The following is a 1,206-nucleotide window of genomic DNA, read 5'->3' as shown; positions in this document are numbered from 1 at the left end:
CAGATCCACCCGCACCGGATACGCACTCGTGAACCACCCCACCGTCCGCGACAGATCCGCCCCCGGCACCACAGCCTCTTCACGACCATGACCCTCGAACTTCACCAACGCCGACGACGACTCCACACCACGATCCCGACGCCACCGCACCAACGCCAACCCCAACGCCGCCACCAGACCATCGGCGACGCCACCACGGAACAACGACGGCACCGAGGTCAGCAACGCCTCGGTCTGCCGTGAATCCAGTGTCAGCTCGATGCGTTCCACCGTGGAGGTGACATCGACCGCAGGGTCGAAGGGACGATGCGCGAGCAGCGGGTCGGGTTCACCGAGAATCCGCTCCCACAACTCCAGCTCGTCGCGATGCGACGGCGCCGCCTCGACGAGACCGTGCGCCCAGCGGCGCAACGACGTCCCGACCTCGGCGAGCCGTACATCCTGTCCTGCAACGATCTGCCCCCACGCAAGACCGAGATCCGGCAACAGGATTCGCCACGACACACCGTCCATCACCAGGTGATGCGCGACGATCAGCAACACACCCGGCCGGGTGTCGCCGGTGAAGTCGAACCACACGAACTGGAGTACCGAGCCCGATTCCGGGTCGAGGCGCCCGAGCGCGGAATCGAGTTCGCGCGAGGCGATCTCGGTGAGATCGGTATCGGAGATCTCGGCCGCGACCTCGACCCTGGCGATCAGGGACGACGCGTCGACAGTGCCCGTCGCGCGAATGCGCAGTGTTGCCGCGTCGTCGCTCCGGTCGAGGATCGACCGCAGCGCATCGTGGTGATCCACCACGGCACCGATCGTCCGCTCGAGCACGTCCGCGGTGATGTCCTGCGGAAGGTTGACTGCGATGGTCTGCGAGAATCTGTCGAAACCGCCGGGCCAGCCCAGCACCTCACGCATGATCGGCGTCAACGGAACATCACCGACACCACCACCGGGTAGTTCGGCCAACTTCCGCGGCGCATCCGCATCGACACGCGAGGCGACCTCGGCCAGCCCCGCCACCGAACGCCGCTCGAACACATCCCGCGGCGTGAACACCACACCCCGAGCCTTCGCCCGCGACACCAACTGAATCGACACGATCGAATCACCACCGAGCGCGAAGAACGACTCGTCCACACTCACCTTCTCCAAGTGCAGAACCTCCGCGAACACCTCCGCAATGATCTCCTCGACCTCACTACCGGCACC

Annotated in this window: 1 protein-coding gene; it reads right to left on the bottom strand. The window is 65.8% G+C overall.

Annotation, left to right across the window (positions count from 1 at the left end; all coding sequences use genetic code 11):
* On the bottom strand, window positions 1-1,206 hold a 1,206-nt coding region (locus MWU77_RS24375), incomplete at both ends, for a condensation domain-containing protein (RefSeq protein ID WP_247275027.1).

This window comes from Rhodococcus sp. F64268 (genome assembly GCF_023015605.1).
Classification (GTDB): Bacteria; Actinomycetota; Actinomycetes; order Mycobacteriales; family Mycobacteriaceae; genus Rhodococcus.
This window is presented reverse-complemented; position numbering and strand designations above follow the sequence as displayed.